We start from the raw sequence: 8505 nt of genomic DNA on the forward strand, positions 1-8505 counted from the left end.
TATGCAAATGTCAGATCACTATGCGCCTGCTAGGGCGCAGCCAGTAGGAGAGCCTTATAGGCGCATATGAAAAACCACCGGCTATGCCGGTGGATACTTTTTTTAAAACTACTTGAACAACCCTCAGTGAATAGTCTATTTTCGACACACCATTTTAGACATGCTAGGTTTTGCAATGCTTGATAACGTTAACCTCAATTTATTACGCTCTTTGCATATTTTGTTGGAAGAGTGTCATGTATCTCAAGCTGCAAAGCGTCTTAATATCACTCAGTCGGCCATGAGTCGGCAGTTATCTCAATTACGATTATTATTTTCTGATCCTTTGCTCATTAGAGAAGGTAACCGTCTCTATCCGACACCTAAAGCGCAATACTTGCAAACAAAAATGGCCGACTTGTTTAATGAGTTTGCACAATTATTGGAAGACGATAAATTTATCGCTCATGAATGGCATGGAAAATTCACGTTTGCCTCTAGTGATTATGTTGCCCAATACATTTATCCCCATTTAGTCGAAACGATTCTATCTTTTGCTCCTAACTCGCGCTTTGAATTTAAAATGTGGCAACCAGAGATGATCAATGCGCTCGCGACTAGCCAGTTAAATTTAGCATCGGCCATGCTTCCTGAAGCTCCTGCTGGCCTTTCTAGTGTATTACTAGGGCAAGATAGGCCTGTCGTTGTCATGAAACATAATCACTGTTTAGCTGGTAAAGAGAAACTGACCATCGAAGAGTTATTGTGTTATTCACACATTGTCGTTACTGGTGGAAGTGATAAAGATATTAGTGTGGATAAGGAATTGGCATCGTTAGGATTATCTCGAACTATCGCTATGCGCGTGCCATTTTTTTCTTCGGCTATTCATTCTCTTTGTTGTTCTGACTACTTATTAGTTATTCCTGAACACATAGCAAGAAATCTTTCTTTAGAGTGTTCTGTTGTCTATGCGCAATTGCCATTGGAGTTACCTGTACAGAAATATTGGTTGCTGTGGCATCCAAAATTTGAACATGATTTAGCGCATAAATGGCTGCGTGAGCTTACATATAATGCTCTCCAACAATCAGAATATTCAATAGGTCATCATTTCAAATCATGACTTATATGATGAGAAGTGATTTCAAATAATATGTTAACACTGTTACGCTTTAACCAAATTACAGTTTTAACAGACAAAATGACAAGGTGTTGTTTTGTCGAGTAAGGATTAAGTATGTCATTTACGGTTTGGTTATCTCTTTTTACTATTTGTTTACTAGGAGCAATGTCCCCTGGGCCTAGTCTGGCCATTGTTGCCAAACATAGTTTGGCAGGAAGTCGTTTAAACGGCATTGCTACTTCGTGGGCTCACGCTTCAGGGATCGCGATTTACGCTTTCATAACCATAGTCGGTTTAGCGACGCTACTTCATCAATCTCCGATGCTGTTTCAGCTTTTGAGCTACGTTGGCGCAACTTACTTGGCTTACTTGGGATTTAATGCCATTCGCTCTAAAGGGGGAATCGCGGCTAAGTTAGAGTCTGGGGAAGCGGTTAGTGTTTGGCAGTCTGCAAAAGAAGGGTTTCTTATTTCCTTGACCAGCCCGAAAATTATGTTGTTTTTTATCGCTTTATTTGGTCAGTTCGTTTCTGAAAGTAGTGAGGCGTCGAGTCGAGCGGTTGTGGTCATGACGCCATTTTTGGTTGATGGTATATGGTATACCTTGATCACCTTTATGCTCTCTTCTTCATTGCTGTTAGAAAAGTTAAGAAGTAAAGCTAAGTTAATTGATCAACTTTCCGGAATCGTATTGATCGCTCTTGCAATAAGAGTTATTTGGACTGCATAACGATTGAGACATTAAGTTACTGTTAAATAAGACGTCATTGATGTAAGTCTATGACGTCTTTTTTTCATAACTATTTGTTTCGAATGATGGGTGTAAATAATATCGTACGTAATGCTAAATATATTTTATGGTTTTTTTTAGAGTTAATGCACTATGTATGGATGGTTTTATGTTTATCTTTTAGGTTGTTCAACTAGCTTCATGGTAAATAATGGAATAAAGCACTGCCCAATGCTTTGGTGGGGGTTGATTGATGGTGTGAATAAGAGGAAAAATAGCATCTATAAAAGAGATTATAAGCTGTTGGGGTAAATCTTATTTTCTCTTGCAATTACGACTTCATTACGATTACAAGGATAGAATCATGCAAAACTCTGCTGCAGTAGAGAGCAATACCAGTACCAGTCATTTTAAAAATCTTATTCGTTCATTGGGGCCTGGGATTATGATGGCAACTGCTGCGGTAGGTGGCTCTCACCTAGTAGCATCGACGAAAGCGGGTGCCATTTATGGCTGGCAGTTAGTGGTCGTTATTTTGCTGGTAAACTTATTCAAATATCCATTCTTTCGAGCTGGTGTTCAGTACACTATGGGAACGGGAGAGAGCCTAATTGAAGGTTACAGCAAAATGGGCAGGGGCTATCTTTGGATGTTTACTGGCTTGGCTGCTATCTCTGCGGTGGTAAATAGTGCAGCGTTGTTGTTGTTCAGCGCTAGTTTATTTGGTTATTTCTCTCCGTTTGAACTCTCTTTAACCGTCAACGCTGCGATTATAGCGGTGACTTGCTTGGTCATTTTATTAGCTGGGCACTATAAGGCGCTAGATACTATCTCTAAGACTATTATGGTGGTTTTGGTTATAGCAACTGTTGGTGCCGTTTCTATTGCATCTAGTAATGGAGCGGTTGCACCCGCCGATTTTCAATCTCCTCCTGTGTGGAATATCGCAGCTATTGGCTTTATCGTCATTATGATGGGGTGGATGCCTGCACCAATCGAGATCTCCTGCCTCACTTCTTTATGGTTAAAGAGCCAAAGAAAGCAGCAAACCGTAACCACAAAATCAGCTCTGTTTGATTTTAATGTTGGCTATATTGGTACAGCGTTGCTTGCTATTGTCTTTTTGGCATTGGGCGCTCTAGTACTGCATGGTAATGGTCAGGAGCTAAAAACATCGGGCATAGGTTTCTCACATCAACTGGTTAGTATGTATGCGTCAACAATTGGTGAATGGTCGCGCTACTTAATTGCAGTGGTGGCGTTTTTCTGTATCTTTGGCAGCACAATTACCGTTATCGATGGCTATGCACGTGCATTGGCCGAAGCGCAATTGCTTCTGCAAAATAAACCTTTAGAGCAACGCCGTTACCATAATGTTTGGATGATTGTGGTGAGTGTTCTTGCGATGGCAGTGCTGTTATTTTTCACCTCCGCACTGATGACAATGCTTAACTTTGCAATGATTTTGGCCTTTATGACCACGCCGATATTTGCTCTTCTCAATTACCGATTAGTCTCTGGACCACAATTAAAAGGGGAGCTTGCTCTCTCGAATGGTATGAAAGCGCTTTGTTGGGCAGGGCTAACATATCTATTTGGTTTCTTGGCTGTTTTCATCTGGTGGAAATGGCTAATGTAAATAAAATGCTATAAACGTTATCAATAGCAGGTTGAAATAACCTGCTATTTTTTTGTCACTTATTCGTAGATATGAGCAATAAATGTGATTTATCGCGTGAATCCAGTAAGTTCTTATATGAATATCCAGAATAAATTGATGCTTGTTATTTTTTGAACTGGGAAGTAGGAGGAAAATATAACCAGTTAATTAATATGTTAGGTAAATAAAATGTTATATCTAGAGTTTATGTTCTTACTGGTAATGCTCTATCTCGGATCCCGATATGGTGGCATAGGATTAGGTGTTGTTTCCGGTATCGGGTTAGTTGTAGAAGTCTTTATCTTCAGGATGCCCCCAACATCACCTCCCGTCACGGTAATGCTGATTATTTTAGCTGTGGTTACTTGTGCTTCTATATTGGAAGCCGCCGGTGGCCTTAAATACATGCTACAAGTGGCCGAGAGAATCCTTAGAAAAAATCCAAAAAATGTCACATTGATTGCCCCGTTTGTTACTTACACTATGACGTTTATGCTGGGTACGGGTCATGCGGTTTATTCCATCATGCCTATTATCGGTGATGTGGCGTTAAAGAATGGTATTCGTCCTGAACGTCCAATGGCAGCGGCTTCTGTTGCTTCTCAAATTGCGATAACGGCGTCGCCTATTTCTGCTGCTGTGGTCTACTATCTCGCTCAGCTGTCAAATATTCAGGTAGAGATTACTCTGGTTTCAATCTTAATGGTTACGGTTCCTTCTACTCTATTAGGTACGTTACTCATGGCTCTTTATAGTTTACGTCGAGGTAAAGAGTTACAAGATGATCCTGAGTATCAACGTCGTCTTGAAGATCCTGTGTGGCGTGAGAAAATTTTAAATACCACTAATACTACGCTTGATGAAACACTACCAACATGCGCTCGAAATGCGGTATTGCTATTTATTTCTGCTTTAGCTGTTATTGTTTTGATTGCTATGGTTCCAGAAATTAGAACGGTTGTAGAAGGTGGTAAACCAATAAAAATGTCGGTGATTATTCAGATGATGATGCTGGCTTTTGGTGGTGTTATTCTTCTTGCGACAAAAACAGATCCAAGGAAAGTACCTGAAGGGGTTGTATTTAAGTCAGGAATGGTGGCAGCAATTGCTATTTTTGGTATAGCTTGGATGTCTGATACTTATTTCAAGTATGCATTACCTGAGTTTAAAGAAGGCATCATTGGTATGGTGACCGATTATCCTTGGACTTTCGCTTTTGCTCTATTTATCGTTTCTGTGGTTGTTAACTCGCAAGCTGCAACGGCGCGTATGATGTTGCCGGTAGGTCTGGGGCTAGGTTTAGATCCTGCTCTACTCATAGGTATTATGCCTGCTGTTTATGGTTACTTCTTTATTCCAAATTATCCGTCAGATATCGCTACTGTAAACTTTGACTCTTCGGGGACAACCAAAATTGGTAAGTGGTATTTTAATCACTCGTTTATGTCGGTTGGTATAATTGGCGTGGTAAGTGCCTGTTGTGTTGGGTATTTGCTAGGGCAAATATTCTTAGGCTAAAAGCGTTAATGTTCGTTCTGTTTAGGCTCCTTATGGAGCCTAATTTTTATCTGCTATTTACTCTCAACATATAATTTTTAGATAAAATTAATTAAATAATAATTGTAATGAATTGATTATTATCAAATAACTCAACAATGAAACTGTGGTAAAGATCACTCTCCTCATTCCATTCGCCAATTAGAGACCTCCAATGTCTAACAGTGCCGCAAGTGATCCGCTTAATAAAAACTATCCTAAAGAGTCCAATCTAATATCTACCACTGATCCTTCGAGTCATATTACCTATGCAAATAGTGTGTTTTGCGAGGTGGCTGGGTACCAACAGAATGAACTAGTTGATGAGCCGCACAATATTGTTAGACATAAAGATATGCCTAAAGCGGCATTTGCTCAGTTATGGCAGTACATTCAGTCTGGGCAAAGCTGGATGGGGCTGGTTAAGAATCAGTGTAAAGATGATGGCCATTACTGGGTTTCTGCTTTTGTTACGCCGATAAAAGATGAAAATGGCAACGTAATAGAATATCAATCTGTGCGCTCTAAACCGGAACCTGAACAGATCAATCGTGCCGATGAACTGTATAAGAAGATTAATCAAGGAAAGAGTGTGACAAAAACGCGTTTTCCGCAGCTTACTTTCAATATTGCATTATCGTTAGCATTTATTGTCTGCTCGCTTTTAACGCTAGTAGGTATTTCTCCCTTGGTTGTTGGTATTACCGGTGCTGTTTTAGGGGGAAGCTTGTTTGTCTCTTCTATTTATCAAAAGCGAAGATTTGAAACAATTAGAAAGCTAGCCGAAGAGTCTTACAATAATCCTCTGATGGAAAAACCTTATACTGGCTATTTTGATGATTACTCTCAGGTTGAACTGGCATTGATCATGAGAAAAGCTGAACTGAGAGCTGTGTCGGGAAGAACAAGTGAAACCGCGGGGCAAATTTTAATCGCAGCTGAAGAAGAGTTCGGTACAATTCAATCTATTGAACAGAGTTTGAGCCAGCAGTTTAGTGAAACGGAACAAGTGGCGACGGCGGTGGAAGAACTTAGCCATTCAATTCAGGATGTTGCGAATAATGCTTCAGCGGCTTCAGAAGTCACTGAAGAGGCGAATCGAGAATCGCAGAAAGGGCTTGAAAGTATCGCTACAACCATAGAGGTGATAGAGCAGTTAGCGGAAGAGCTAGAGAACTCCCGAGAAGTGATTGATCATCTTGCCAAAAATAGTGAGAAGATAGAGAGCATTTTAGAAGTTATCGGTAATATTTCAGAACAAACCAACTTACTAGCATTAAATGCCGCTATCGAAGCTGCACGAGCAGGCGAAGCGGGTAGAGGTTTTGCTGTGGTCGCAGATGAAGTTCGAGCTCTTGCGACGAAAACTCGTTCTTCTACCGATGAGATACATACCATGATAGCGCAGCTGCAAAGTACCGCGAATAATGCCGTATCTATTATGAGTAAGGGTGGGGAACTATCGGTTGAGTGTACAAATCGTGCTAATCAAACAGGCGAAGTGCTCAATAATATTACCAGTCTATTAACTGTTGTTACCGACAATAGTCATCAAATCGCGGTTGCGGTAGATCAGCAGGCCGGGGTTACTAAAGAAGTCAATCGAAACGTGACCAATATTAAAGTGCTAGCTGATGAGACATTAGACGTTTCTAAGTCTTCGGTATCTCGCACAAGCGTACTGGTCAACAATTTAGAAGCACTACAACGCTTGATCAAACAGTTTCAATCATAAGCGTATAGATAAATGAGGATGTTAGGTAGAAATTCGCCCTAGCACCTCACCTGATACTTGTTTTATTTAAGATGATATTTTTGGTCGATATGGCTAGAATTACGCTTAGTATAAATAAAGAGGGAATCGTGTAGATTGTGGCAAATATTAAGATCACCGTTGATAGAATTAAACCGGGTCTCTATGTTCGTTTGCCAGTGAAGTGGAATGAGCACCCCTTTCTTTTCAATAGCTTTAAGTTAAAAACTCAAGAACAGATCGACATCATTAAGCATCTCGGAATTCAACACGTTTATATAGACCCAAATCAGAGTGATTGTGCGCCTCTTCCTGCTGTAGAAAAAAGTGAAGTAAAAGAGGTTAAGCAGGATAATATTGATCTAGAAGCGAAGAGAATGTGGGATGAGAAGCAAGCACGTATTGATAAGCTAAACGCTTACCGACGTCGAGTGATCGCTTGTGAAAAAGATTTTGAACGTTCATTGTCTCAATTACGTTCGGTGATGAGTAAAATACGGAATAGACCAGAAACAGCCATTTTAGAAGCTATGGCGATGGTGCAAGATATTGTCGATAAGTTAATGTCGGATGATAATGTCACACTGCATCTAATGAATGGTAAAAATGATTTTGAAGATATCTACTTTCATTCACTGAATGTGTCGATATTGGCTATGATGATAGCTAAGAGTAAAGGCTTAGAATCTGAAGAGATTAAAAGCATTGCTTTCGGTGCTCTGTTTCATGATATTGGCAAAATAAAAATACCTACCGCCATCTTAAGAAAAACAACTCGGCTAAGTGAGCCTGAAGAAAACTACCTCAAATTGCATCCTAAGTATGGCTTAGATATGGCGGATGCTATCGAGGATTTTCCTGAGTCGACAAAAAAGATCATTTATCAACATCATGAAATGCTAGATGGCTCGGGTTACCCCGACGGTATTAAAGGTGATCAGATTGATAGTGCTGCGCAGATTATTGCGTTGGCGAATGCTTATGACAATCTATGTCATGGCAATATAGTCTCTGAACAGAAAATTCCATATAAAGCTTTATCCTATTTATATAAGAATCAAAAGCATCTATATAATCAAGATAATCTAAATGTGTTGATCAAGCTGATGGGAGTTTACCCGCCGGGAACGGTAGTTAAGCTATCCAACAATATGGTTGGATTGGTTATTTCAGTGAATAGCAGCAACATACTTTTTCCTAACGTACTTCTTTATGATGCCAACGTACCTCGTACTCAAGCCCCTATCATTGATTTAGCGGATAAAGACACAAAAATAGTTGCAGCAATTTTACCAAGTAAGTTACCAGATGCGATTCGAGAGTATTTAAATCCCCGTTCACGAATTTCCTATTTTTTTGATAATGATGAGTAATGGCTTACTTATCCACAGGAGTAAGTGGATAAGTTGTGCTTTATTAGTGCGTAAATCTGTATATCAACTAAATTGAAAAAAAAACCGAAATAATTTGAAGAAATAGGTTGCTAAGTTTAATTCTCTCCCTATAATTCGCCTCCGTTGTCGCAGCAAACATTATTATTAATGCGCTAATGACAGCAAGGTCCCAAAGCTTTTAGCCAACTTATTTTATGTTACTTTTTAAAGTGAAATAAAATTGTAAAAAGTGTTTGACACTGAAGGCTAACTCGCTAAAATGGCCGTCCGCTTTGAGAAGCTAACCCGCTTACTTAAAGCAACGCTCTTTAACAATTTAAACCTATCA

The 8505-nt window shown here is 39.7% G+C and carries 6 protein-coding genes; all 6 read left to right on the forward strand.

The features are described 5' to 3' along the window. Window positions 1-175: 175 nt before the first annotated feature. The 6 genes from F0227_RS21555 to F0227_RS21580 all read left to right on the forward strand — a co-directional run bounded on the left by F0227_RS21555 (window position 176) and on the right by F0227_RS21580 (window position 8156). Complete coding sequence (locus F0227_RS21555) at window positions 176-1105, forward strand: LysR family transcriptional regulator (protein ID WP_171755310.1); 930 nt, start codon at window positions 176-178, stop codon at window positions 1103-1105. Between the two features lie 114 nt (window positions 1106-1219). Beyond that, complete coding sequence (locus F0227_RS21560; RefSeq protein ID WP_171755311.1) at window positions 1220-1834, forward strand: LysE family translocator; 615 nt, start codon at window positions 1220-1222, stop codon at window positions 1832-1834. Between the two features lie 364 nt (window positions 1835-2198). Beyond that, window positions 2199-3473: a divalent metal cation transporter gene (locus tag F0227_RS21565; RefSeq protein WP_171755312.1), complete on the forward strand. Its 1275-nt coding sequence runs from the start codon at window positions 2199-2201 to the stop codon at window positions 3471-3473. 210 nt (window positions 3474-3683) lie between these two features. Beyond that, window positions 3684-5012 (forward strand): anaerobic C4-dicarboxylate transporter, encoded by a 1329-nt coding sequence (locus tag F0227_RS21570; protein WP_171755313.1) that lies wholly within the window; start codon window positions 3684-3686, stop codon window positions 5010-5012. Between the two features lie 193 nt (window positions 5013-5205). Continuing rightward, on the forward strand, window positions 5206-6765 hold the full coding sequence (locus F0227_RS21575; protein ID WP_171755314.1) for a PAS domain-containing methyl-accepting chemotaxis protein: 1560 nt from the start codon (window positions 5206-5208) through the stop codon (window positions 6763-6765). Window positions 6766-6902: 137 nt separating this feature from the next. Further along, the gene (locus F0227_RS21580) at window positions 6903-8156 is read left to right on the forward strand and encodes a DUF3391 domain-containing protein (RefSeq protein ID WP_171755315.1); all 1254 of its coding nucleotides are present in this window, start codon (window positions 6903-6905) and stop codon (window positions 8154-8156) included. The last annotated feature ends 349 nt before the right edge of the window (window positions 8157-8505 follow it).

It is taken from the genome of Vibrio sp. 99-8-1 (assembly GCF_013114595.1).
Lineage (GTDB): Bacteria > Pseudomonadota > Gammaproteobacteria > Enterobacterales > Vibrionaceae > Vibrio.

Bases quoted from the DNA above. Each gene is read 5' to 3' on its own strand.
- F0227_RS21555 (WP_171755310.1), top strand. From the start codon at position 176: ATGCTTGATAACGTTAACCTCAATTTATTACGCTCTTTGCATATTTTG.
- F0227_RS21560 (WP_171755311.1), top strand. From the start codon at position 1,220: ATGTCATTTACGGTTTGGTTATCTCTTTTTACTATTTGTTTACTAGGA.
- F0227_RS21565 (WP_171755312.1), top strand. From the start codon at position 2,199: ATGCAAAACTCTGCTGCAGTAGAGAGCAATACCAGTACCAGTCATTTT.
- F0227_RS21570 (WP_171755313.1), top strand. From the start codon at position 3,684: ATGTTATATCTAGAGTTTATGTTCTTACTGGTAATGCTCTATCTCGGA.
- F0227_RS21575 (WP_171755314.1), top strand. From the start codon at position 5,206: ATGTCTAACAGTGCCGCAAGTGATCCGCTTAATAAAAACTATCCTAAA.